The organism is Gammaproteobacteria bacterium, from assembly GCA_021648145.1.
Taxonomy (GTDB): Bacteria; Pseudomonadota; Gammaproteobacteria; order JAADGQ01; family JAADGQ01; genus S141-38.
This window is the reverse complement of sequence record JAKITI010000007.1, coordinates 20,809-45,262: the sequence shown is the minus strand read 5'-3', so window position 1 is coordinate 45,262 and position 24,454 is coordinate 20,809. Positions and strand designations below refer to the sequence as shown.

The following is a 24,454-nucleotide window of genomic DNA, read 5'->3' as shown; positions in this document are numbered from 1 at the left end:
AAGAGATAGTATAGAGTACTCTTAAGAGAACAAAGTTCAAAGGAAAAAGAGGTCAGTACCCTTTAAATGATCTATAGCCCTTTTATTCGTCAATCTTGATTGGTCGCCCCGTCTTGATTGGCCTACTTTTATGCCGAGTAGTTTTTCAATTTCATTCTTGAATCGCTCGCTCCCCATAGGTGCGCCAGTTTGTACTGATACTCGTATTTCATCGATGAGCTTTTCACCTGCCATTTCTTTAAAGCTTTATTCAAACGGTAGGCGGACATCAGGGGCGAGCCGATTTTCTCTTTTTATTACCAAAGGGTACTGACCCCTTTTTTGATTCCATAGGCTATTTTTTTGCATTCCCGTAAGACCCAAAACCGTCTTCGCTTTCTGCACCACCGAGGTAGTTCTGCGTAACCTGAGCCGTATCCAGAGCATAGTCGTAAATGGCGATGCGATGGAATGTTCCGCTCCAGAGCCTGACATCTTCTTCATTGTCAATTTCATTGGCTAATACCAGTGAGTAATCAAGATTCCATTGCGTGAAATCAATTTCACCTGAGTTCAGAGAACTCTGCAGGGTGCCATTGACATAGAGCCGACCCTCTCCATCTTCCGCCTGGGTAAATACGACATGCTGCACTGCCAGAGCATTCGGATCAATGACGCTTTCAGTGGTGACCGGAGTGTTGGCCCCATTGAGGTCGCTCTTGTTACGGCGTACCCGCATTATATAACGATCATTGTCCTGACCCAGAGTCAGGTTACGGGCACTCTGATCCTTTGAAATACTGACGATGCGAGCCGGGCCACTTTGCTCAGTGGTTGCAGGTGTGATCCATGCTTCCACGGTAAATTCCTGGCTAGCCATAATCGCACTGCTGATTTTTGAGGCCGCACCAACACTTCTGATACGGGCACCGGGGTGCGTAAATAACCCACCATCAACCCACTGCACAAGTGCTTCGTTTTCAATATTTAGATTCAGGGGAGTACTACCATTGCCGGATACATCTCGAATCATGTTACCGGAGCCTTCATTAAAGGTGTAACCGGCAAGCAAAGATCCATTGCCTGACAGTGATGTTTCCTCTGTGTAAGCCCCTTTAATTACGATGACATATTGACTGTTGTCAGGTGTGGCAAGAGTGACATACCCGCCCCCTTGAACCGTTGTATAACCACGTATCCACTGAGAATTTCTCACATCCAGCAAATCAACTGTAAAATCCCCGGATTCCCCGCCAAGGTTTAACTGGATGGATTGATCTGATACACCGGTAAAATAGATCGCATACTGAGCTGAATCATTCTCCAGCAAATATGCTTCGTTCGTCGCCCGCCCGCTGAGTTTGGCATTGTTGGGTTGCATGCTGAAAATATCAATATCGGAAACAAACATCCTCATACTTTTAATTTGAGGCTGCGCGGTCGGTACTGATTCTGAGGGTGGAATGTAGGTTAAACCAAAACCATGGGGCTTATCGGTTTGCCGGTGAAAACGAACCGCCGCTGCTCCGCCAAAGACAAATCGCCATAATTTATCTTCATCATCATGTTGGCCAGGGGATGTACTGGCACTGGACGATACGTATATTTTTTCAGCATTGATCGGCTTGCGGTTATTATTTTCAATCAGTCTATTACGAGCATAGAGAGTTTGGTCATACTGAAGCTGTCCTCCAAGGTGTGCGATTTGAGAAATCTCATAAAGTCCGTTCACCTCCGTGTCTAAAATTTCTTTCTGTGTTGGGTGGTTCGCATAGTACTTATCCCCCATGTCCGCGATATAAATCGTTTTACCTTGAGATGAAGCATAAGATTTAACAAACCCCACCCAATAGTCAGCCCAGGCTTTAGGGATTGGATTGTGACGCTCATTGTGAACATTGTAGGTGACGTTATTAAATTTTAACGTGCTTTCCAGAACCTTTTCGACAAACAGCTTCTGATATCCCAGTAACATCGTATTGTTATCTACGCTTGGAATACTGTTAAAAAATTTAATTTTATTAGGAAATTCAGACTGGAAGGGAAAGTAAGATTCATTTACTTCAGCCATACCACTGGCGGCAGAGGTATAGTTGATATTGTTCGCTGGATTCCATGATAAATCGTGATACTTGAGGCTGTATGAGGCCTCTTTATTAATAAAATCAAAGCCTTCCCATAATGTCACCTGAACAATAATATCCCTCTGCTGAGCTTCATATAGAAATGTTTCTAATCTATTAAAGTAAGATGGGTTGAAGGTATTGAGGTCAAACACGCCATTGGATGAGCCATGCGGCTGTATATTATTCGCACCGCTATCACGTCCATCGACATTATTTTCAGCATAATTCAAAACATTACGAATGAAATTACCCCCTGTAGCTTGAAGTAAATTCAGGTGAGCCACCATATCACTGTGATCCCACTTAAAAAGCGCATCATCATCAGACGCCCCGACCAAGAAGACTTGATTGCCTTTATACTTCCAGAAGAATGGGTTACTTGAAGGTTGAATGGCATCACTGCTCCAATCTCCTGACTGGGTCTCGCTTTCAGTAATGCTAAAGCTGACACTGGTCACCAAGCTATCTCGGTAGCCTGGTGCGACAGTGAACGCTTTTAACGTCACACTTTCACTGATAGCCAACGGGGTATTGTAGAGCGATGAGGCCGTTGTAGGTGTGGAGCCATCTAGTGTGTAATATATATTTGCACTCTGGATTGCACTGCCCAACGTCACCAAAGGTTTATCAAGTATGATATAGCTGCCTCCAGCAGGGCTGATTTGGGGGGCAATAGCCTGTGTGGCTTGTTCATTTTCACTGAGGTTTATGCCCTCATTTAACTCAGGCTCCAAATTAGAATCTGGGGTATCACCGATTGTAATTGCTCCACTAAGCAAGCGATCAGGCATAACTTTCATAGCTTGATTATTACTGATTATTACACCACTTAAATCAAGCAATTTATTGTTAACATTGGCATTATTGTGAACCTTAAAAGAGAGTTGGGTCACAATGCCGTTGCCAAGAATATTGTTTTTAGATGTATCAGCAATCAGGACACGATGCACTCCAGGGCGTATTTGTGATGATTGAATCGTATGACTACTTCCTGAGTTTCCCTCAACCGAAGCAGACATGGATGTTAATTGAGAAGGATCAAATAAGAGGTCAAATTGTAGTGCTACAGCGCTACCATCATGAGAGAGGTGGACTGGAACATTGATCGTATCACCTGGCTTCGCTGCAATACTGCCTATAACAAGACTAGCTTTTGCCAATACGATATTTGCTGACACGGCGGTGGACAGCAATAAAAAAGTAAGAATTATTTTCGTCATTTTATACATAGCACACTCTCTTCTTTCCCAAAATAGATTGGTTTGTATCCCGTTATGGATAAGGCACTGATAGTAGCCTGTTAAATAGTAAGTAATACCTGAGTGCGATATAAAAAAAGCCTGACTACATATGATATGCGGCCAAGCTTTTTTATTTCAAAAATTACACATTTTCAGTGATATTACTGATCCACAACATTTAACTCAACGCGGCGATTTTTTGCTCGTCCTTCTGGGGTTGAATTATCAGCATCTGGTCTATCAAAACTGAAACCTTTGATGAATAAACGCTCACTCGCTATACCCGCAGCAATCAGATGATTACGTACAGATTTTGCACGTAATATTGATAAATTTTGGTTATAAGAGTGACCCCCACGACTATCGGTATGCCCAATCACATCGACATTCAATTCAGGGTTCTGACGCAATGTCTCTTCTACTTCACTTAAAATGTGTAGTGCTGCATCAGTTAGTACTGCTTTATCCGTATCAAAGTGTACATCTTTAAGCACAATAACTTCTTTGATTTCACAGCCATGCTCATCAACTTTGGCTCCCGCACGAGTGTCAGGGCAACGATCTTTTGCATCAATTACGCCATCACCATCGCTATCTAATGGACAACCGACTGCATCAACAGGAGTTCCTTGCGGAGTATTCGGGCATTGATCCAAGCGATCAACAACGCCATCTTTATCAGTATCTAGCTCACATCCGTGAATATCAACGACTGCACCAACAACTGTATCAGGGCATCTATCTTTTTCATCTACAACTCCATCACCATCGCTATCTTTAATTTCCGGTAATGGTACAACAACGGGAACAGGTTTGAGATCACCAAAGCGTTTCATCAAGCTCACCGTAACGAATTGAGAATCCTTGTCATAAAAGTCAAAATCACCCCGTAAGGCCAAACCATTTTTAAACGCATACTCAATGCCTCCTCCCCATAACAGGTGGTAGTCCTTAAGGCGATTAAATGGTAAGTCTGACTGGTTTCTCATCCGACCCGCGCCCATTTTACCGAACAAGCCAAAACCTTCATGATTCAGGTTTTGCTTATATAGATAATATAAGGCACTTAAACCTACATCCTGATACTCAATCGCACCCCCTGGAATCGCTCCTACTCCAGCTATTTTGGCTTCCCCAAGATCAGAATAATAGCCTTCCAGACTCAGGCGTTTAAACAGGTCATAACCAATAAAGGCACGTCCGCCTTGACTACGCTTATCTTCAACAGAGTAAACTGTTCCGTTCGAATCAGGCTCCAGATTAGAGAGGCCTATCCCTAAACCACCATACCAGCGGCTTTGCCATTCAAATACACGCTGACTAGAACTCTGGTGATCAGGCATATCAAGTTCTGCCGCTTCAGCACTTGCGGGTGTTGCCCACAGAGTGCCTGAACCTAGAACCACAGCGAACACCGAGCCACTTAAAGCTTTCATACCACTGAGTTTTGATTTGCTCCGCATCACTAAACAAAATAGTGAAACAATCAATAACAATGGAAATACAGGGCTCATTGCACCCACTCCGCCAACACCTTTCAAACCTGTTTCCAGCTCTGAATAATTTGCAACGACAGGTGGTGGATCTACTACCCGTTCTTTAGCATCACGAAAATCAGGGATTGTATCGCCATTTGTATCAGGAATTGTTAGCGGAGTAATTGCAAGCTGGTCATCATAGCCATCCGTGTTGATATCTACCATTTCATCAACGAGACCGTTGTTATCTACATCAATTCCACCACCTTCAACCAGATCCTTCAGGCCATCATTATCTGAATCATAATCCAGATAATCTGAAACTCCATCACCATCGGTATCAGGGACAGGTAATGGAGAGTTTCCAATGCTGTCATCAAGCCCATCACTATTCCCATCTATAAAGCCATAAATGCGGCCATCATTAGCATCAAGATCCTGATCATTGGCACCCCCTTCTCTCACATCAGGAATGCCATCATTTTCAGAATCAAGATCACGATAATCTGGCAGTTTATCTCCATCGGTATCAACAGGCTGGCCATTATTGTAATTCACCATACCAGAATCTGGCGCAGTCTCTACTGAGTCTGGCAAACCATTCATACCTACATCGCCATCAATACGGCCATTACTGTCATCATCCATAACCAGTGCCAGATCGGCTCCTGATTCAGTCAGGTCATACAAACCATCATTGTCACTGTCTAAATCACGGTAATCGGGAACATTGGCTGCTTGCTCTTTAACTTCATTATCACGATCAGTATTCAAAGGTGTCACGCCGGCACCTTCAGCTAAACCATTCGCATTTACAACAGGTGGCGCGCCCTCGCCAATAAATGCATTATTATCAGGATTTTGTGCGCCAGCTTCAGTTACATCAGGAATGCCATCATTATCTGAGTCCAGATCACGAAAATCAGGAATTTCATCACCATCGGTATCTACCGGCTGACCATTATTGTAATTAGCCACACCAGACTCTGGTGCAGTTTCTACAGAATCTGGCAAACCATTAGCGCCCACATCTCCATTGATACGGCCATCATTGTCGTTATCCAGTACCAGCGCCAGATCGGCTCCTGATTCAGTCAGGTCATACAAACCATCATTGTCACTGTCTAAATCACGACTGTCAGGCACACCATCTTTATCGGTGTCCACTCCACCATCACCTTCTATTGCATCGGTAATGCCATCGTTATCATCATCCAGATCAACGTCATCCTTGATACCATCACCATCGGTATCAGAAGTACACTCACGCAAATTATCACTGCCATCACTATCAATTGATAGCAACTGATAATCACATAGTTTGCTAGGCAAAACCGGATGATCAGCGGTCTCTCCACCAACAAATTTCACGCGTACAATATAAGTACTTTCTGGATCAATACCGCCAAAATGAGCAAAAGGTGCAGCCTGACTTCCCCACCCCATACCGCCATTAATTTCTCGCACACCAGAGACCGCTTCATTTGTATCCGCATTATACAAGCGAACCGTGGCTCCTAATGCATCACGATTATTTGTTGTTAATTGAACCTGAAGGTAATTTTTATCATTTTTCAGGTTTTTCCAAAGCTCTGTTGGTGCATTGTTTTTATTAATCAACAGGTCCATATCACCATCACGATCGTAATCAGCAAAGGCGCTTCCTTTGCCAACACCCCCATTTTCAGCGATATTCAGGTTATCTATTGTAAAAGAAAAGTCACCATTATTAAGATACAACGTACTCACTTCGCCGCCTAAAAAAAGGTCAACAAGACCATCGTTATTGACATCTTCACAAGCAATACTTTCATAACGACCAGAAAAACTTGTTTCTGTTTTTAAAGAAAATTCACCATTGATCTGCTCAAAAATTCCCTGCTGACCACCCTCTGTTCGAGCCAGATCAAAGTCACCATCATTATCAAAATCACAAAAAACTGCCCCACCCTTATTATTATTAGGTGAGTTTTCATTGACTGTATTATTGAGTGAGAAGGTGCCGGTACCGTCGTTAACATATAGATCTATTTGTGCATCATTATTGGCTCGCCCATCTCGACGAATATAGGCATCAACATCACCATCCACATCAAAATCAGTGACGGCCAAATAATCACCAAGTTTATTCGCTGAGTGAATACTGGAATAAACAAAAACATCATTACCATTATTCTTATAAAGGTACGTACCCATCTCTTGATTTTGCACTAAAAGATCTAAATCACCATCCGCATCATAATCAAGCCAGCCCAACCCCTCAGAGTTACCGGGATCTTCATTTAATACGTCAATAAACGATGCCGCCGTACCATCAACATTTTTATAGATCACCAGCTGATTAAATTTATTAACAGCAAAATCAGTATACCCATCATTATTAAAATCGCCCCAGACGACAGAGCGAAGATCGTCTGTTGGAGAGCCAAAAGTACGAGCAATACTAAAAGTACCCATACAGATTCCATCAGCCTTGTCTTGCTGCAAAAGCTGAACATTGCCAGCATTCACCAAGATATCAAGGCAAGAGTCATTATTATAATCACTCCAGGCCACCCCTCCATTTTTAGCGCCCGCCAGAGAAATTTCCCCAGCAGGATTCGCTTCAAAAACGGCATGACTTATGACAGGTGATGTTGCTATGACAAGTGAAAGAGATAATTTGCTGATATATTTTATTGGTTTAAATTCAGCTTTTTTATTCTTGTTCTTGTTAAAATAGTACATAATACGCAAGTCTCTTAATATATTTATTCGAACAGTTATTAAGCAAAGAATACATCGTTAAAACTCAATGCCTATACGTTAAATCACTTACTAAACACTTAATTTTTTCCAAAAACATCAGCATGAAAGAGTCATTGACTGACTGCATCATGCTTTAATTTCCTATATATATCACTCCTTCCCTGGAAATATTCAGATCAAAATTACTAATGCCTTATTGTGACTAAACAAGAGTGATTTGAAGATTTTGCTCTAAACCTATGAATAAAGTCAAGAATACGTTTTATAACACATTTTGTTTTCTTTGAGCCAACGACTGCCCCATATGAACTTTTTCTTCAAGTTCAATCGAGTCCGCCCATTTAATTTGATCAGCGCCAAACAACAAAATGACTGTAGACCCCATATTAAAACGCCCCAACTCTTCGCCTTTTTTCAAAGAGACAACCGACTCACCCTCACCGTAAGCCTTACGTTGAACACTCTTTGCGGGGGGGCGTGAGATACCACCATCCCAAACAGTTTCAATACCTGATACAAAGAGTGCTCCGACCATAACCAGTGCCATCGGCCCCACTTCTGTTTCAAAAATTGTCACCAGACGCTCATTTCGAGCAAAAAGTGATGGTATAGAACGTGCCGTTGCCTGGTTCACGCTAAATAAGCGACCCGGCACATAGATGGTTTCTAATAGACGACCCTCCAGAGGCATATGAATGCGGTGATAATCACTCGGTGATAAATAGAGCGTTGCAAACTCCCCGCCTTGGAATTTTGACACCCATTTGGAGCCGCCTCCGAGTAAAGAGTCCACCGAATAGTCATGCCCCTTGGCTTGAATCAGATAATTTCCTCCATCACCCACCAGCGCGCCGAACTGACTGACAACGGCATCAACTGGAGAAATCACCCCCCCTTCTATTTCTGCTATCGGGCGCGCTTCTGGTTTAAGGGGGCGAGTAAAAAACTGATTAAAATTCTCGTATGCCGTGGGATCACTCTCTTTGGCAATCTGCATATCAATTTTATAGAGTTTGATAAAATTCTTTATAAAGCCATTTTTCCACCACACCACTTTTATCTGGGTTGCCCGATAGACTAAACGCGACAAAGCATGATGCGGCAATAAATATTGAGGTAATGAAAATAGAGCGTCAGTCACTTTTGTGATAAAAGATACCTTTAGAGAATTACTCACTGTTTTATATTCTTCCATTTCAATCCTGTGTCGATTTTTCTATAGATTTAACCGGCGTGACCCATCGAGAAACAAGCAGTCCAAGCTCAAACAACAGCCAAACTGGAATCGCTAACAATGTTTGAGAAATAACATCAGGCGGTGTCAGTAACATCGCAACAACAAATGCTCCCAAAATAATATAAGGGCGTTTAGTGCTCAATTTTTCAACGCTCGTCACTCCCATGCGAACTAATAGCACCACAGCAACCGGCACTTCAAATGCCAAGCCAAAAGCAAAAAATAGCTTTAACACCGTATCCAGATAGTTTGCAATATCGGGCATGACAGCAACACCCTCGGGGGCTGTTCCCATGAAAAACCCGAATAAAACTGGAAAAACAACATAATAGGCAAATACCATTCCAGCATAAAACAGTAACGTACTGGAAATAACCAAAGGTAAAATCAATCGCTGCTCTTTTGAATACAAACCAGGCGCTACAAACGCCCACACCTGATATAAAATAGCCGGTATTGCCAAATAAACAGCCAAAACCAATGCAAATTTAAAGGGGGTCAAGAAGGGTGCAGTCACTCCCGTTGCAATCATGGTACTACCTTCTGGCAAATAGCGCATGATCGGCTCAGCAAGCAGCGTGTAAAGATCATTAGCAAATGGAAAAAGTGCTATAAAAATGAGTAATACCGCCAAAAGTATTTTTATCAGCCGATTCCGCAACTCCACCAAATGTGCGACAAACGGCAGAACTCTGACCTCGCTTGATGAGTCTAAGTCAGGTTGATGTTGGTTTTTTTCTTCCATAGCCTATTAATGCGCCATAGAAGGAATCATATTGGGTAAATAGGTTTTCGGTGGAAGCTGTAGATAAAACCCCTCTTCCCGCAACTGCTTGCTAACATCAGCAACATCGGCACAGGCCAGCTTTCTATCTTCTGTCAGCTCTACAGACATCACTAATTCCAGCTCACCCAACATCGTTAATAATGACTCAGGAATGCGTGAAAAGTCATCCTCCTGCTCAACAAACAGGTAGGTGTCATATTTTTTTCGGCCTTTATAAACAACGCACTTCATACAGTCACCTTTTAATCTCTTTAAAAATTTCATCTACCACGTATTATGCGTTCCAACACCTAAAAGTCAAAAAATTTATTTTAATGAACCAACCCCATATTTGCTTTTTTAACCTTATGAATTTCGTCACGCACACATGCAGCCTCCTCAAACTCAAGGTCACGCGCATGTTGATGCATCTTTTTTTCCAACGCTTTAATTTTCTTCTGCAGCGCTGCAGGTGACAGACTTCCATACTCAATGATCTCTTCTGCAACAGAAGCATAGCGCTTTGCAGATGACCCTGAACTGCTGGCATAAGCCCCTTCCATAATATCAGACACCACTTTTTTCACACTCTGGGGAGTAATACCATGCTGTTTATTATGTAACTGCTGCTTCGCTCTACGACGCGTTGTTTCATCAATAGCGTAACGCATTGATCCCGTTATTTTATCCCCATACAAAATTGCTTTGCCATTAAGGTTACGTGCAGCACGACCTATGGTTTGAATCAACGAGCGCTCTGAACGCAAGAACCCTTCTTTATCTGCATCAAGAATCGCAACCAGTGACACCTCGGGGATATCCAGACCTTCACGTAACAGGTTAATACCCACCAGCACATCAAATTTACCCAGGCGTAAGTCACGAATAATTTCGACACGCTCCACCGTATCAATATCGGAATGGAGATAACGTACTCTGGCACCATGTTCATTCAGATAGTCCGTCAGATCTTCTGCCATGCGTTTCGTCAGAGTTGTGACCAATACGCGCTCGCCTATCGGGGCACGCTTATTAATTTCAGATAACAAATCATCCACTTGCGTGCCCACTGGTCGCACTTCAATTTCAGGGTCAACCAAACCTGTTGGACGCACCACTTGCTCTGCAACAGCCGCTTCATTCTCTGCTTCATATTTCCCCGGCGTTGCTGAAACAAATATTGACTGTGGCGATAATTTTTCAAATTCGTCAAAACGCATGGGGCGATTATCCAGCGCGGAAGGTAGGCGGAAACCATACTCCACCAAATTGGTTTTACGTGCGCGATCACCTTTATACATCGCACCAATCTGAGGAATCGTCACATGACTTTCATCAATGACCAGCAGCGCATCATCTGGCAAATAATCAAATAGTGTCGGGGGCGCTTCACCGGATTCCCGTCCTGAAAGGTAACGTGAATAGTTTTCAATACCCGAGCAATGCCCCAGCTCGACCATCATTTCAATATCGTATTTTACCCGCTGCTCCAGACGCTGTGCCTCCACTAGCTTCCCAGCATCATTTAACTGCAGTAAACGTTCTTTTAATTCAACTTTAATCAGATCAATCACTGAGAGCACGGTTTCACGTGGTGTCACATAATGAGATTTAGGGTAAATTGTTAAACGCGGCACTCGGCGCAACACCTCACCGGTCAAAGGATCAAACCAGGCCAGCGACTCAATTTCGTCATCAAACAGCTCAATGCGAACAGCATCATGTTCAGAATCTGCCGGATGGATATCAATCACCTCCCCTCGAACACGGTAGGTTCCTCGCCGCAAATCAACATCGTTGCGGCTGTATTGCAGATCAGCAAGCCGGCGTAGAATTTCACGTTGATCAATAATATCGCCACGATCCAGATGCATGATCATCTTCATATAAGATTTTGGATCACCCAAGCCGTAAATAGCGGATACTGAAGCTACTAAAATAGTATCGCGTCGTTCTAGAAGTGCTTTTGTCGCAGAGAGCCGCATCTGTTCAATATGGTCATTAATCGAAGCATCTTTCTCAATAAAGGTATCAGATGCCGGCACATACGCTTCTGGCTGGTAATAGTCATAATAAGAGACAAAGTATTCAACCGAATTATTTGGAAAAAATGCTTTCATTTCACCATAAAGCTGTGCCGCCAAAACTTTATTGGGCGCCATAATCACTGTAGGCCGCTGCACCTTTTGAATTACATTGGCAATCGTATACGTTTTACCTGAGCCTGTGACTCCAAGCAGCGTTTGATACATCAAACCATCATTGAGACCATTCACCAACGTATCAATTGCAGTTGGCTGATCACCTGAGGGTTGAAATGCTGAAACTAATTCAAATTTTTTATTCATAAAGGATTTTGATTATCGGCTTATTGTTATATGATTTAGCGACCTACATAGCTCAGCAATTTGATCGGAAAAATCATGCACTTGTCAGAACGTGTCAAAAGAATAAAGCCATCCCCTACTCTCGCTGTGACCGCGCATGCAGCAGCTCTAAAGGCCATGGGCAAAGACATCATTGCTTTGGGCGTGGGCGAACCTGACTTTGATACGCCAGATCACATCAAAGAAGCAGCTATCACAGCAATCCATCAAGGCTTCACCAAATATACAGCCGTTGATGGTATCACTGAACTCAAGCAGGCCATCATAAATAAATTCAAGCGCGACAATAGTCTGAATTACGAACTCAATCAAATTTTGGTTTCATGCGGCGGAAAACAGAGTTTTTATAATTTGGTGCAAGCACTGCTTGATCCAGGTGATGAAGTTATTATTCCTGCACCTTATTGGGTTTCATATCCTGACATGGTGCTATTGGCCGATGGCCAACCTGTCATTATTGAAGCCGGCATTGAACAAAGTTACAAGATCACACCCGAGCAATTGGAAAATACAATTTCTGAACGCACTCGGCTATTCGTCATCAACAGCCCTTCAAACCCAACGGGATCCGTCTATAGCCGCGCAGAACTGATTGCATTAGCTGAAGTACTGAAACGCCACCCTCATATCATCATTGCAACTGATGATATGTATGAACATATCTATTGGAATAGTGAACCCTTCAGCAATATTGTGATGGCTTGTCCTGAGCTATATGACCGCAGCATTGTGCTCAATGGAGTTTCTAAAGCCTATGCAATGACTGGCTGGCGTATCGGTTATGCCGCGGGCCCAGTCAACCTCATTCAAGCAATGAAAAAAGTCCAGTCACAAAGCACCTCCAACCCAGCGTCTATCTCTCAAATTGCTGCACAAGCCGCCTTGGAAGGCGAGCAAAACTGTATACAAATGATGTTAGCTGAATTTAAAAATCGTCATGATTTTGTTGTCAATGAGCTCAACCAAATTAATGGCTTTGAATGCCTGAAGTCTCAAGGAACTTTTTACGCATTCCCCAATGTTCAAGCAACAATAAACGCAACTAAAGATATCAATAATGATGTTGAATTAGCCGAATATATTCTAGAAAAATCAGGGGTCGCCTTAGTGCCAGGGTCAGCATTTGGAGCACCAGGGTATCTGCGACTCTCTTTTGCAACCAGCATGGAAAATTTAGAGAAAGCACTATTCAGAATAAAAAAATTACTTAAATAATAAAAAACCAATGTTCAAAAAATCAATTAAATTTGATTTTTTGTGATAAGTGTCACATATTACGGATATTAATTGGCTAACAAAGGGCAAGACATGGATGTCAAAACCCAAAATTTTTGCCGTCGGAGCTTTCACGATCCAACGGCCTGTGATTATGGGTTCACTATAATAGAGCTCCTGACTGTGCTTGCTATTGTCGCAATCACCACAGCAACGGCACTCCCGCCCCTGCAATCTTTTTTCACAAAAAACTATCTAACCAGCCAAATCAACTCTCTGATTGCTGATATTAACCTGGCTCGCTCCGAAGCCATTAAACGCGACAACAAAGTTATTTTATGTGAAAGCAATAACGGCACACACTGCAGTCGCACCCAACAATGGCAATCAGGCTGGATTATTTTTAGTGATAGCAATCACAATAATAAAAGAGATACGAACGAACTCATTATTCGAACTCAAAATTCATTTAAAGGAGGTAACAACCTGCAATATCATGGCTTCCGAACAGACTATTTTTTAAGTTTCTATTCAACAGGAATCACTAGCAACAATGGTACATTCACATTATGTTCAGGAAAGTCCCGATATAATCGTGCGATTATCATTGCTCGAACAGGGAGAGCACGCTCATCACCCACAATGGTAAATGGTGACCCCGTAAGCTGTAACCAGACAAACTGAACAGCCCCATGATTTCAAGGAGAGATCAGGCATTATGTCCAAGGAAAAACGGAATTATTACCGGAGTAATTTTCAAATAAAAAAAACGAGCAATGTTATTTACCTAAAATTCAAACATACGAGCCAATCAATCAGTGGGGCATTTGATCTATCTAACTATGGGTTAGGTGTACAATGCTATGGGCTAGGCACACAATGCAATCAACCCATCACAATAGAAACTCCTGTCACCATTGAGCTTAAAGCTTTTGAACTTCACTTAAGCGTTCATGGAGCGGCTCGTTGGTGCACTCCTGTTGATGGTCAAAAAAACCAATACCGCTTGGGAATTGAGTTTGACTCAACACACCCTCAGGATAACAAGCTGTTTTCTTTCGCACTTCAACGTTACCTAAAAACAGCAATGAAAGCATCATGACAAGGAGGTCATATGCCACCCATTACAGATTGGCCCATTGAAGAGCGACCGCGTGAAAAACTTTTAAAACGTGGCTCCAATGCACTTTCAGATGCAGAACTTCTTGCCATTTTTCTCCGCACAGGAATCCGTGGAAAAACAGCCGTCGATTTATCTCGCGACCTGCTCAATGAATTTGGCTCATTACGCGCTTTGTTTAATGCAGACATCACACGATTTTGCCAGGCACCTGGACTTGGCCCCACTAAATACACACAATTGCAGGCCGTACTGGAAATGGGTCGCCGCTATTTAAAAGAGTCGATGCAGCGAGGCGACACATTAAGTAACCCAAAAGATACTCATAACTACCTGATTGCACGACTCAGAGACTACAGCTATGAAGTATTTGGTTGTCTGTTTCTAGACAACCGTCATCGTGTGATCTGTTTTGAAGAGTTATTTCAAGGCACAATTAATAGCGCCAGTGTTCACCCTCGTGAAGTCGTCAAACGTGTATTAACACATAATGCAGCCGCTGTGATTATCGCGCACAATCACCCGTCGGGTGTTGCCGAACCAAGCCATGCCGACAAAGTGATCACCCAACGCCTTAAAGAGGCGCTGGCACTCATTGATGTTCGATTACTAGACCATCTTGTCATCGGTGACAACAAAGCGGTATCATTTGTTGAACGTGGTTTGATTTAAGCACAGATATTTGATATAAAGCTTCGTTTTGCTCTAAAAATCTAAACTGTAACTAATATTATATTTTATTGTTGTAACTATTCAGATTGTAATCTGAATAGTTACATATTTTTTAAGTCTGTTTTGGAGACCGTATAAATGTCCAAAGTATGTCAGGTCACCGGCAAGCGCCCGATGACTGGGAACAATGTATCCCATGCCAACAACAAATCTCGTCGTCGGTTCCTGCCCAATTTACACTCTCACCGTTTTTGGGTTGAGAGCGAAAATCGCTGGATTCGTTTGCGCATCACCCCTAAAGGTTTGCGTATTATTGATAAAAAAGGAATCGACACCGTACTGTCTGAAATCCGCAGCCGTGGTGAAAAAGTCTAGGAGAATATTATGCGTGAGAAAATCAAACTGGTTTCTTCAGCTGGAACAGGTCACTTTTATACGACAACAAAAAATAAACGTAACATGCCTGGCAAGTTCGAAATTAAAAAGTTCGATCCCGTTGTTCGTAAGCATGTGATGTACAAAGAAGCAAAAATCAAATGATTGCTGAAGGAACCTCTGATTGAGTCGACCAGAGGCTCCTTAAAGTTTTATTCTAAAAAACCCGCTTGTTTGTAGCGGGTTTTTTAATCGTACTGATATTCAAATAATATTATGAACCAAACCATAGCCTATCGCATAAACAACAACCTTTACCTAAACATCACTGATCGCTGTACGCTGGAGTGCAAATTTTGCCCTAAAACACAAGGCATCAAAAAGGTTCATGATTTTGATCTGACACTGGAACAACGCCCCGAAATTGAATCAATCATAGAGAGTATTGGCAATCCAAAAAACTATGATTCTATTGTATTTTGCGGTTTTGGCGAACCCACTCTCAGATTAAAAGAACTACTCACTGTCGCCGAACACATCAAAAAAGAGGGAGGAAAAGTACGTATCAATACTGACGGACTCGCCAACCTATTTCATAAACGTAATGTATTACCTGAATTTAAAGGATTAGTTGACGCGCTATCTGTTTCACTCAACGGTCAAAATGAAACGGTTTACAATCAACATTGCAAACCGGCACTCAAAGGGTCATTCAATGCCGTGCTCGATTTTTTACGACTAGCCCCCAAATACGTACCCGAAGTGACTGTCACCGCCATTCATGGACTTGAAGGTTTAGATATTGATGCTTGCGAAAATCTTGCTAAACAGCTTGGGGTTGGTTTTCGTCAGCGAACGCTGGATATTGTTGGCTAGGAAACTGCCCAAGAAACAGATTATGATATCTGTTTATACACCCCACCCACCATAGCACTCCCCATAAGATCAGATACTGATCCTGCGTCCATTTTACGCATCACTCGACGGCGGTGTATCTCAACAGTACGATGACTTATATCTAATACTCGTGCAGCCTCTTTATTACTAAGACCATTAACCACCAACGCCATCACTTCGCGCTCACGCGGAGTTAACTGCTCATAACGCGACATAACCCCTCTCTTCAAACAATCCTCTTCACGAAACTCTATGTCACGCTGAAATGCATCGTTAACACAGCCAAACAGCCTGTCATTGTCAAATGGCTTCTCTAAAAAATCTACAGCTCCAGCCTTAAATGCACGCATTGCCATTGAGATATCCCCATGACCACTCATAAATATTATAGGAATTTTAACTCCTTTTTCAACAAGCAGATCTTGTAACTCCAAACCGCTCATTCCAGCCATACGAACATCCAGAACAAGACAGCCAGCCTGATTGCTATCATAGCGCTCCAAAAAATCATGTGCGGAAGAGAATGTTTCTACTGCAATGTATTTTGTATGAAGAAACAGCTCAATCGCCCCGCGCACAGCATGATCGTCATCGACCAGAAAAACAGTTGACTGATTATTTTCCATTAACAGCGACCGGTAACGTCAAACAAAAAAGAGCACCATGAGGCCGAATGTTTTCAGCACATAAACTTCCACCATGCGCCTCTACAATATTTTTACTGATCGATAATCCCATTCCCAGGCCATTCGCCTTAGTTGTAAAAAATGGATCAAATAGCCGGTCACTTATTTCCTCAGAAAAACCAGCACCATCATCTAGAATTGAAATAATAATTTTTTCTCCATCCTCATGTAGCGCCGTAGAAATAATCAACTCACCATACGCTTCCATTGATTCCACTGCATTACGCAATAAGTTTAAAATAACCTGTTCAACCTGAATTCCATCGACAGAAACCCAAGGCAATTCAGAATCCATATAGCACCGTAAAACTATTTTTTGATCATGAATATCAGTCTCGACTAATTCAATAACATTACCGAGCAAATTGTTAATATTAACCGATCGACGTTCACCCTCTTCTTTACGTACCAATTGACGGATACTTCTAATAATTTCACCCGCTCGCAATGCCTGAGAGCGACTTTGCCTTAGTGCGTTTATTACACGGTCAGAACAAGGCACATTATCATTATCAATCAAATTCAGTGCCGCATCACAATAACTGGAAATAACAGTCAGCGGTTGATTCAGTTCATGCGCCAGACTGGAAGCCATTTCAGCCATTACATTCAAGCGCGCAACTTGAGCCAACTCCGCACGGTGAGCTCTGATCACAGAAAAACCTTTCTCACGCTCACTTACATCCTGCGCCATCAACAAAAAACCAATTAATACTCTATGTTCATTCCATATCCCAGAAAATTTACACTCAATACATTTAAGGGCATCTCCCTTATCAAGTTTGATGGAAAATTGAAACGACCCTTCAGTGTGAATTTCATCTGTAATTTTCTCTAGATATTCCGGCTCTAAAGCAAGTCTGGAACAAACATCTGTAATTAAACTTTTACTGGAAGCATCAAAACGGTAATCCAATATTTTTTCAGTCGCAGGATTAGAATAAATAATTCGATAGTTTAGATCTGTCGCAATAATTGCAGAGTCAGCAGAATAGAGAATATTTTTAAGAATAAGTTTATCATTCAGGTCAGTTGTTTCAAGTTCTTCAGACTGATGAACATTTTTTTTGGAGGCGCATAGCAGTGGCTTGGATTCAAACATTAAGTACCTGTACTAAGTTATTCCTACAACTCCATATGAATGGCCTATACTATTGTTTTTACTCGTAAAATATGTATATTTAGGAGGATTTTAAATTTATTCGTTTATCTTAAAAAATAGATAACATGCCTTTATAGTGAGCATAATAGTACATTTCCTTTAAAATTTTAAGTGATAAATTTACACTTATGTATAACTGAAAGTTAACTATCATCTTAAAATTAAGTATTAACCCTTATTCCCACCATTCCAAAACCATGCTCTAATTAGCCCAATTAAATGGAAAAATAATAAAAAGTCATGGAGAAGGAACATACCGTTAGGTAGATGATGGTATTGATACTGAAGCGGAGCTTATATAAAGGTTTGGAAAAAAAGTTCATCCGGTAATTCACCCTCCCACAGCTGGGTTATCGAGTGGCTTTACTTTGCCAAACCTTTTTTCTTGACTCATTTTACCTTTCCTGTCACGTTTGCATCATGCAAACACTCAACCCATTAACACTTCCATTAAATGGTCTTCACCTGATTGAAGCCTCTGCTGGTACCGGAAAAACCTACACAATCAGCACACTCTACTTGCGATTTTTACTGGGCAATTTACTCGATAAAGAGAAAAACCAGCCATTGCAAGTCGATGAAATCCTTGTGGTCACTTTCACTCAAGCTGCAACAGAAGAGTTGCGAGATCGTATTCGTCGTCGCATTAAAGATGCTCGCGAACTGTTGCTCCAAGGTCACAGCACTGATATTGCACTGACTAAACTCCTACAGAGTTGCCACAACAAACAACAAGCACTCGTCCAGTTAAACGATGCACTCAAGCGCATGGATGAGTCCGCAATATTCACCATACACAGCTTTTGTCAGCGCATGCTTCAGGAAAATGCCTTTGAAAGCGGCACACTATTTGATACTGAACTGCTCACCAACGAAAGCACTCTGACTCGACAAATCATTGAAGATTTCTGGCGTATCACCTTTTATGATGCACCTGCCGAATTGATTGCATTTGCCCAATCAACCTGGAAAACACCGGCTGGATTATGGGAAAAAATATCTCCATACGTCAAACATACAAACATAAAATTCTTACCCACAACGTCATTATCTGGCTTAACTGACTGCCTCAAAAAAGCCACTTCACTTTTCGAGCCACTCAAAAATATCTGGCATACTGAGCAAGAGGTCATTTGCGACTACCTGCTAAACTCAACAAACTTAAAGCGTAATATTTATAATAAGAGTTTACCCACATACATTTCCAATACCACAAAATATTTTTCAAATCGCACAACCCTGTTAAATCCACCCGAAAAATTCGAACTTTTTTCTATCACTAAAATTGAGCATTCACTCAAAAAAGGAGCTGAGCTTCCTGAGCATATTTTTTTCAAGCACTGCGCTGAATTTATAGCGTTGATTGAGTCAATACGCACAGAAATTCACCTAATACTCTTACAAAAAGCTATTACATATTTTAAAAGCGAGTGGACTATACGTAAACAGGAAAAATCTCAACTGACTTTTGATGACTTGCTCTTACAACTCAACAATGCGATTAAAAGTACGGATGCTGGGGCAACACTTATTAAAAAAATAAGAGCCCAATACCCCGCAGCCATGATTGATGAATTTCAGGATACCGACCCACTGCAGTACGAAATATTCAAAACTCTCTACTCAAATTCGCCCGAAAACAGACAGCCAAACAGCACTTTGTTAATGATTGGCGACCCCAAGCAAGCCATTTACAGCTTTCGTGGAGCCGATATTTTCACCTACATCCAGGCCAAAAAGTTTATTAACAACCCCAATAACTGCCACACACTAGGCACTAATTGGCGCTCAACTCAAAAAATGGTTCACGCCACAAATACTCTGTTTGAGCAATCCGGTTCACCCTTTATATATAGTGAAGATATCCCGTTTATTGCTGTCGAAGCGGCGGGGGAAAGCGATAAAGAGCCACTTATTATCGACAAATTTCCTCCCGTGCCAGTACAATTTTGGCAAGTAGAAAGTGATAATAGTAAAGCTGTTCCAGCCAATATTGCAAAAAAAGAGATTGCATTAAGCTGTGCATCAGAGATAACCAAACTATTGACACAAGGTGACCAGAGTATAGCCGTCATTGGTAAACAACCTCTTCAAGCACAAGACATTGCCATTCTTGTACGCAGCCATACTGAAGCACAGGTCATGCAAAATGCCTTGCGACAATATCGAGTCGCCAGCGTTTGCCTCAGCAGAGAAAATGTATTCAACACACCCGAGTGCAACGCACTCTATCGAGTACTCTTTGCAATTATTGAACCCAGTAACGAGCGCTTGCTTCGTGCCGCACTTTGCACGCCACTGCTGGGCTGGAGTGCTCACCAGCTTGAAGCAATGAACCATAGTGACCATGCATGGGAAAGGATTTTATTGCAAATACAAAAATACCACCAAAGCTGGCTAGAACATGGATTTATCGTCATGTTTCAGCAACTATTACAGGAGTATGGTATTCCCGACAGACTATTAAAAAAGAGTGATGGTGAGCGTTCACTCACCAATCTTCTGCATCTTGCTGAGCTGTTACAAAATGCTGCCATAGCACAGCCAGGTATGGAAAATTTGCTGCGTTGGTTAGACCTTAATCGTACTCATTTCGATGAAAATGAAGAGCAGCAATTGCGGCTGGAAAGTGATGAATCACTCATTAAAATCATCACCATTCATAAAAGTAAAGGCCTTGAATACCCAGTCGTATTTCTACCTTTTATCTGGAGCGCACGAGCTCAGAATAAAAACCAGTCTGTTATTTTCCATGAACCAATCAACAATCAACTCTGTGTCGACATTAACTCTAAAGACAAAGAGAAGCACCGTGAAATGACCAGACAAGAAGAGCTTGCAGAGCAGGTTCGCTTACTCTACGTTGCACTCACTCGTGCAAAATATTTATGTTATATCGCGTGGGGGAAAATCAAGGGCGCAGAAAACTCTGCACTTGGTTATTTATTGCATGGCGAGCTCAAAAACTTTAACGAACTGACTGATGCAGATATCAAGAGCCAATTATTAGCATTAGCAAAAATAGCACCCGATGCGATTCAGGTCAATCGACTGCCTGAGCCAGAAGAAAAACTCTATCATTCTATTGAACCCATAGAAAAAAACAATAAAGCCAGACTATTTAATAGCACAATAAACAGACAGTGGCGTATTACCAGTTATTCAGCGCTCACCGAGAAAAGAGGTCAGTCCCCTTTGATTCAAATGTCACCAGAGAGTACGCTAATTTATCAAGAATCTAAGGAGGCTGACCCCTTTTCCAGATTTCAGTTTCCCAAAGGAGCCCATACTGGAATATTTCTGCATAGTTTGCTGGAACGACTCGACTTTACAAATATAACAGAGTCGTCACTAAATCAGAGTGTCATTCGTCAGTTAACCCAGTATGGTTTCGATCTTTCATGGACACCTGTTATTGAAAGCTGGGTCTCGGATATATTAAATACACCACTCAATGCTACAAACGATTCACTTAATGCAATCAAATTAAAAAATATTGCGAATAGAAAAAAAATAGTTGAAATGGAGTTTTATTTTCCTTTGGCACAGTTTAATGCGAATCAATTAAATAAGCTTTTGATGCGCCACACAAACATAAGAACAACTTTGAACTTCCCGGCCATGCAAGGCGTGCTAAAAGGGTTTATTGACCTGATTTTTGAGCACAATAACAGATATTATATTGTTGATTATAAATCAAACCACCTAGGGAATCAGTTAGAGGATTATGCCTCAACTCAACTCAACTCAGCCATTGAAGAGCATCACTACAACCTGCAATACCTGATTTATACCGTTGCTTTGCATCGCTACTTGCAACAACGCCTTCCTGATTATTGTTACAAACAGCATATCGGCGGTGTTTATTATCTATTTTTAAGAGGAATGTCACCAGAAAACGGTAACGTAACGGGCATTTTTCATGACAAACCACCCTTGAGTCTGATTCAGTCATTAGATCAACTATTTACAGAAAATAAAAACCAGGAACTCTGATTTCATGCTAAAACAGCTCAGGCAGTTAGCTCGACTCGGTTTAATTCGTCAGCTTGATTTGCATTTTGCTCACTTTATTAATGAACAAGCAACAAACCCATCAAACACTCTGGCGCTCCTAACCAGCTTACTCAGTCAAAAATCTGGGGAAGGCCATATATGCATTGAACTCAATAATATCGCCGATCAGGTATTATTTAACACACAAAAACATGATGATATTAAAACAATAAAAGCACCTGATATTGATACCTTAATATCCACTTTAAATGCCAGCGGTGTTACAGGCTCCCCTAGAGAGCACTCCCCTCTTATACTTGATCACAACAACCGGCTCTACCTCAGTCGTTATTACTTTTTTCAATCATCACTGGCTGAAAACCTGCTAAACCGTACTCACAAACCTGTCTCCGATCTCAATATTGATCAACTGAAAAAGAACCTGGAACAACTTTTTCCTGTCACGTCAAATAACAAGCCTGATTGGCAAAAAATAGCAGCGGCCACTGCCGTATTGAAACGCTTTACAGTCATATCAGGTGGACCAGGGACTGGAAAAACAACAACCATCACAAAAATACTGCTGCTATTAGCACAACAACAACCCGCCTGTCGTATTGCACTTGCTGCTCCCACAGGAAAAGCCGCTGCACGTTTAAATGAATCAATAAAGCAAGCCAAAGAAAATATTAAATATTGTGATTCCATCAAAAAAATCATTCCAGAAGAAGCATCCACAATTCATCGTTTATTAGGTGTTATTCCGAATCAAACGGAATTTCGTTATCATAAAAATAACCAATTACACTTGGATGTGCTGGTTGTCGATGAAGCCTCAATGATTGACCTGCCGCTCATGGCTCGATTAGTCGCGGCACTGCCCGTTGATGCCCGCCTTATTTTATTAGGTGATAAAGATCAACTCTCTTCAGTAGAAGCCGGCAGTGTTTTGGGTGATATCTGCGGTAGTGAACCGCACAAAGGTTATTCTGAATCGCTTTGCCACACTCTATCTCAATTGACTGCGCATAAAATACCCAGTACTCATCCAGAATCCAGTTTTGGTGACCATATTGCACTCCTGCGAAAAAGCTACAGATTTAACGATACGAGTGGAATTGGCCAGTTGGCTCAAGCAATCAACCAAGGCCATACAGAGACGGCACTCAAGATTCTTAATTTAGAAAAGTATAATGATATTCACCTTCATGAAAGCTCAGTGAGCCAGCTTTCTGCCCTTGCAAAGTCAGCCGCAGAAGCTTATTCAGTTTACATTCAAGCAGAAACTGCTTCAGAAGCCTTGAAACAGTTTAATCGGTTTCGTATTTTATGTGCACAACGTGAAGGATCATCCGGCACCAAAGCAATGAATACACAAGTGGAAGTGGCATTAAAAAAAGCCGGACTAATCCCAGCAGCTAATACACCTTCATACGCAGGCCGACCCGTGATGATCACGCGTAATGACTACAACCTGAAACTTTATAATGGTGATATAGGCATCACACAAATTGACTCATATTCTGATCATCAATTAAAAGTATTTTTTTCTCAGCCAGACGGCACCATACGCAAAATTCTCCCCTCACGCTTACCTCCTCATGAAACTGTTTATGCCATGACTATCCATAAAAGCCAAGGTTCAGAGTTTAATAAAGTATCTATTGTGCTCCCTGAAGTGGACACACCACTATTAACACGAGAATTAATCTACACTGCCATTACACGCGCTAAAAAAATAGCAACGCTATATAGCTCAGAAAACTTATTAAAAATAGCAATTAAACGCACAACAGAGCGAACATCAGGGCTGGAAGATGCACTTTGGCATGCACTCAGCGAGTTGTAATAGAATACAAACTATTTTTCTTTAATGCGTACCGCCAAAACATCACAAGATGCATGGTGCAATACACCATTTGCAGTCGAACCTAACAACAAACTGATGCCATGACGACCGTGAGAACCCAAAATAATCAAGTCAACATTTTTTTGTTCAGCAACCTGAATAATTTCATTCTGTGTTCCACCCACTTTGATCATTTGTTCTGCATAAGCCAACCCAGCTTTATCAACAAAGCGTGATAGAGACTCTTTTGCTTTTTCTAAAAGCATACTCTCTTCGATCAATAAATTCGGCATTGGAGTAAAATCATCCCCAAAACCGAGCGGTAAAGCATACTCCACAACATTTAACACAGTTAATTTTGTCTCTTCTCCAAGTAAAATCCTAACCCGCTGAACAACTTGGTATGCAGCAGGAGTAAAATCAATTGCAAGCAAAATATGACGATAAGCAGACATGGTATCAACCCTCAAAAAGCCTAAGAGAACTCCAGTATATACCTATCATGGTGTTATTTTCGAGC

Annotated in this window: 18 protein-coding genes; 9 read left to right on the top strand and 9 right to left on the bottom strand. The window is 41.7% G+C overall.

All coding sequences use genetic code 11. From position 1 onward, the window contains the following. Nucleotides 1–334: 334 nt before the first annotated feature. The 6 genes from L3J70_05965 to uvrB all read right to left on the bottom strand — a co-directional run bounded on the left by L3J70_05965 (nucleotide 335) and on the right by uvrB (nucleotide 11,923). A complete protein-coding gene (locus tag L3J70_05965; GenBank protein MCF6235906.1) occupies nucleotides 335–3,334 on the bottom strand; it encodes a chitobiase/beta-hexosaminidase C-terminal domain-containing protein in 3,000 nt (999 codons plus the stop codon). A 173-nt stretch (nucleotides 3,335–3,507) separates the two neighbouring features. Next, nucleotides 3,508–7,551, bottom strand: a complete 4,044-nt coding sequence (locus L3J70_05960) for an FG-GAP-like repeat-containing protein (protein MCF6235905.1) — start codon at nucleotides 7,549–7,551, stop codon at nucleotides 3,508–3,510. A 283-nt stretch (nucleotides 7,552–7,834) separates the two neighbouring features. Continuing rightward, nucleotides 7,835–8,713, bottom strand: coding sequence for an archaetidylserine decarboxylase (asd, locus tag L3J70_05955; GenBank protein MCF6235904.1), 879 nt, complete (start codon nucleotides 8,711–8,713; stop codon nucleotides 7,835–7,837). Between the two features lie 55 nt (nucleotides 8,714–8,768). Beyond that, on the bottom strand, nucleotides 8,769–9,554 hold the full coding sequence (gene tatC, locus L3J70_05950) for a twin-arginine translocase subunit TatC (GenBank protein ID MCF6235903.1): 786 nt from the start codon (nucleotides 9,552–9,554) through the stop codon (nucleotides 8,769–8,771). A 6-nt stretch (nucleotides 9,555–9,560) separates the two neighbouring features. Next, complete coding sequence (locus L3J70_05945; protein MCF6235902.1) at nucleotides 9,561–9,827, bottom strand: YcgL domain-containing protein; 267 nt, start codon at nucleotides 9,825–9,827, stop codon at nucleotides 9,561–9,563. An 80-nt stretch (nucleotides 9,828–9,907) separates the two neighbouring features. Next, nucleotides 9,908–11,923 (bottom strand): excinuclease ABC subunit UvrB, encoded by a 2,016-nt coding sequence (gene uvrB / locus L3J70_05940; GenBank protein MCF6235901.1) that lies wholly within the window; start codon nucleotides 11,921–11,923, stop codon nucleotides 9,908–9,910. A gap of 75 nt (nucleotides 11,924–11,998) precedes the next feature. Here uvrB and L3J70_05935 point away from each other — a divergent pair, with 75 nt between their 5' ends. From L3J70_05935 to L3J70_05905, 7 genes are all read left to right on the top strand, one after another. Next, on the top strand, nucleotides 11,999–13,177 hold the full coding sequence (locus L3J70_05935; GenBank protein MCF6235900.1) for a pyridoxal phosphate-dependent aminotransferase: 1,179 nt from the start codon (nucleotides 11,999–12,001) through the stop codon (nucleotides 13,175–13,177). A gap of 93 nt (nucleotides 13,178–13,270) precedes the next feature. Beyond that, nucleotides 13,271–13,861, top strand: a complete 591-nt coding sequence (locus L3J70_05930; protein ID MCF6235899.1) for a GspH/FimT family pseudopilin — start codon at nucleotides 13,271–13,273, stop codon at nucleotides 13,859–13,861. Nucleotides 13,862–13,895: 34 nt separating this feature from the next. After that, on the top strand, nucleotides 13,896–14,279 hold the full coding sequence (locus L3J70_05925) for a hypothetical protein (protein ID MCF6235898.1): 384 nt from the start codon (nucleotides 13,896–13,898) through the stop codon (nucleotides 14,277–14,279). A 12-nt stretch (nucleotides 14,280–14,291) separates the two neighbouring features. Beyond that, nucleotides 14,292–14,969 carry a DNA repair protein RadC gene (gene radC / locus L3J70_05920; protein MCF6235897.1) on the top strand — a complete coding sequence of 226 codons (678 nt, stop codon included), beginning with the start codon at nucleotides 14,292–14,294 and terminating at the stop codon, nucleotides 14,967–14,969. A 138-nt stretch (nucleotides 14,970–15,107) separates the two neighbouring features. After that, complete coding sequence (gene rpmB / locus L3J70_05915) at nucleotides 15,108–15,344, top strand: 50S ribosomal protein L28 (protein ID MCF6235896.1); 237 nt, start codon at nucleotides 15,108–15,110, stop codon at nucleotides 15,342–15,344. A 9-nt stretch (nucleotides 15,345–15,353) separates the two neighbouring features. Further along, on the top strand, nucleotides 15,354–15,509 hold the full coding sequence (gene rpmG / locus L3J70_05910; protein ID MCF6235895.1) for a 50S ribosomal protein L33: 156 nt from the start codon (nucleotides 15,354–15,356) through the stop codon (nucleotides 15,507–15,509). 111 nt (nucleotides 15,510–15,620) lie between these two features. Further along, the gene (locus tag L3J70_05905) at nucleotides 15,621–16,220 is read left to right on the top strand and encodes a TatD family nuclease-associated radical SAM protein (protein ID MCF6235894.1); all 600 of its coding nucleotides are present in this window, start codon (nucleotides 15,621–15,623) and stop codon (nucleotides 16,218–16,220) included. A gap of 20 nt (nucleotides 16,221–16,240) precedes the next feature. Here the strand turns inward: L3J70_05905 and L3J70_05900 are convergent, their stop codons facing one another. Together L3J70_05900 and L3J70_05895 are read right to left on the bottom strand one after the other, a co-directional pair. Then, nucleotides 16,241–16,867 (bottom strand): response regulator, encoded by a 627-nt coding sequence (locus L3J70_05900; GenBank protein MCF6235893.1) that lies wholly within the window; start codon nucleotides 16,865–16,867, stop codon nucleotides 16,241–16,243. After that, the gene (locus L3J70_05895; GenBank protein ID MCF6235892.1) at nucleotides 16,857–18,029 is read right to left on the bottom strand and encodes an ATP-binding protein; all 1,173 of its coding nucleotides are present in this window, start codon (nucleotides 18,027–18,029) and stop codon (nucleotides 16,857–16,859) included. The genes L3J70_05900 and L3J70_05895 overlap by 11 nt, the downstream gene beginning before the upstream one ends. A 480-nt stretch (nucleotides 18,030–18,509) precedes the next feature. Between L3J70_05895 and recB the strand changes: the two genes are divergently transcribed. Both recB and recD read left to right on the top strand, forming a co-directional pair. Then, a complete protein-coding gene (gene recB, locus L3J70_05890; GenBank protein ID MCF6235891.1) occupies nucleotides 18,510–22,085 on the top strand; it encodes an exodeoxyribonuclease V subunit beta in 3,576 nt (1,191 codons plus the stop codon). Nucleotides 22,086–22,089: 4 nt separating this feature from the next. Then, nucleotides 22,090–23,934, top strand: a complete 1,845-nt coding sequence (gene recD / locus L3J70_05885; GenBank protein ID MCF6235890.1) for an exodeoxyribonuclease V subunit alpha — start codon at nucleotides 22,090–22,092, stop codon at nucleotides 23,932–23,934. An 11-nt stretch (nucleotides 23,935–23,945) separates the two neighbouring features. On the opposite strand, the gene L3J70_05880 is transcribed toward recD, so the two are convergent. Then, entirely contained in the window at nucleotides 23,946–24,389 is a 444-nt protein-coding gene (locus tag L3J70_05880; protein ID MCF6235889.1) for a universal stress protein, read from the bottom strand. Nucleotides 24,390–24,454 lie beyond the last annotated feature (65 nt).

Excerpts from the sequence above, each read along its gene's own strand:
- L3J70_05965 (MCF6235906.1), bottom strand. The coding sequence starts at position 3,334 with ATGTATAAAATGACGAAAATAATTCTTACTTTTTTATTGCTGTCCACC.
- L3J70_05960 (MCF6235905.1), bottom strand. The coding sequence starts at position 7,551 with ATGTACTATTTTAACAAGAACAAGAATAAAAAAGCTGAATTTAAACCA.
- tatC (MCF6235903.1), bottom strand. The coding sequence starts at position 9,554 with ATGGAAGAAAAAAACCAACATCAACCTGACTTAGACTCATCAAGCGAG.
- L3J70_05945 (MCF6235902.1), bottom strand. The coding sequence starts at position 9,827 with ATGAAGTGCGTTGTTTATAAAGGCCGAAAAAAATATGACACCTACCTG.
- uvrB (MCF6235901.1), bottom strand. The coding sequence starts at position 11,923 with ATGAATAAAAAATTTGAATTAGTTTCAGCATTTCAACCCTCAGGTGAT.
- L3J70_05935 (MCF6235900.1), top strand. The coding sequence starts at position 11,999 with ATGCACTTGTCAGAACGTGTCAAAAGAATAAAGCCATCCCCTACTCTC.
- L3J70_05930 (MCF6235899.1), top strand. The coding sequence starts at position 13,271 with ATGGATGTCAAAACCCAAAATTTTTGCCGTCGGAGCTTTCACGATCCA.
- L3J70_05925 (MCF6235898.1), top strand. The coding sequence starts at position 13,896 with ATGTCCAAGGAAAAACGGAATTATTACCGGAGTAATTTTCAAATAAAA.
- radC (MCF6235897.1), top strand. The coding sequence starts at position 14,292 with ATGCCACCCATTACAGATTGGCCCATTGAAGAGCGACCGCGTGAAAAA.
- rpmB (MCF6235896.1), top strand. The coding sequence starts at position 15,108 with ATGTCCAAAGTATGTCAGGTCACCGGCAAGCGCCCGATGACTGGGAAC.
- rpmG (MCF6235895.1), top strand. The coding sequence starts at position 15,354 with ATGCGTGAGAAAATCAAACTGGTTTCTTCAGCTGGAACAGGTCACTTT.
- L3J70_05905 (MCF6235894.1), top strand. The coding sequence starts at position 15,621 with ATGAACCAAACCATAGCCTATCGCATAAACAACAACCTTTACCTAAAC.
- L3J70_05900 (MCF6235893.1), bottom strand. The coding sequence starts at position 16,867 with ATGGAAAATAATCAGTCAACTGTTTTTCTGGTCGATGACGATCATGCT.
- L3J70_05895 (MCF6235892.1), bottom strand. The coding sequence starts at position 18,029 with ATGTTTGAATCCAAGCCACTGCTATGCGCCTCCAAAAAAAATGTTCAT.
- recB (MCF6235891.1), top strand. The coding sequence starts at position 18,510 with ATGCAAACACTCAACCCATTAACACTTCCATTAAATGGTCTTCACCTG.
- recD (MCF6235890.1), top strand. The coding sequence starts at position 22,090 with ATGCTAAAACAGCTCAGGCAGTTAGCTCGACTCGGTTTAATTCGTCAG.
- L3J70_05880 (MCF6235889.1), bottom strand. The coding sequence starts at position 24,389 with ATGTCTGCTTATCGTCATATTTTGCTTGCAATTGATTTTACTCCTGCT.